The organism is Pseudomonas capsici (assembly GCF_017165765.1).
Lineage (GTDB): Bacteria > Pseudomonadota > Gammaproteobacteria > Pseudomonadales > Pseudomonadaceae > Aquipseudomonas > Aquipseudomonas capsici.
This window is the reverse complement of the sequence record NZ_JAFGZD010000055.1, coordinates 1-723: the sequence shown is the minus strand read 5'-3', so window position 1 is coordinate 723 and position 723 is coordinate 1. Positions and strand designations below refer to the sequence as shown.

The window sequence follows — 723 nt, the reverse complement described above, 5'->3', positions numbered from 1 at the left end:
GAGCATTCGCTGACCTACGCCGAACTCAATACCCAGGCCAATCGACTGGCCCATCATCTGATCAGCCAGGGTGTGGTCGCAGGCGATGCCGTAGCCATTCTGCTGCCGCGTTCGCTGGATCTGCTGGTAGCGCAACTGGCCGTCAGCAAGTGCGCGGGTATTTATGTGCCGCTCGACGTCAATGCACCTCAGGAACGTCAGGCGTTCATGGTGCAGGACAGCGGGGCGCGTCAGCTGCTGACCCATGGCGATCTGGAGGTGCCGCAAGGCGCTGTCCGCATTGACCTGGACCACCTCGACCTTTCTTCGCAGCACGGCGACAACCCGGAGTTGGGCTGCAGCAGCGAAAGCGCGGTGTACATCATGTACACCTCGGGCTCCACCGGCACGCCGAAAGGGGTACTGGTGCCGCATCGCGCCATTGCCCGTCTGGTGATCAATAACGGCTATGCCGAGTTCACGGCCTCGGATCGTGTGGCGTTTGCTTCCAACCCGGCCTTCGACGCCAGCACCCTGGATGTCTGGGCACCGCTGCTCAATGGCGGCTGTGTCGTGGTCGTGGATCAGGAGGTGCTGCTGTCGCTGCCCGACTTCAAGGCGCTGCTGCTGGAACAGTCGATCAGCGTGCTGTGGATGACCGCAGGCCTGTTCCATCAATACGCCTCGGGCCTGTATGAGGCCTTTGCGAAACTGCGCTATCTGATCGTGGGTGGCGATGTACTC

At 61.8% G+C, this 723-nt stretch carries 1 protein-coding gene; it reads left to right on the top strand.

What is annotated here, in order from left to right; all coding sequences use genetic code 11:
- The coding region (locus tag JSY17_RS25500; protein WP_206403386.1) for an AMP-binding protein at positions 1-723 on the top strand (723 nt) is incomplete at both ends.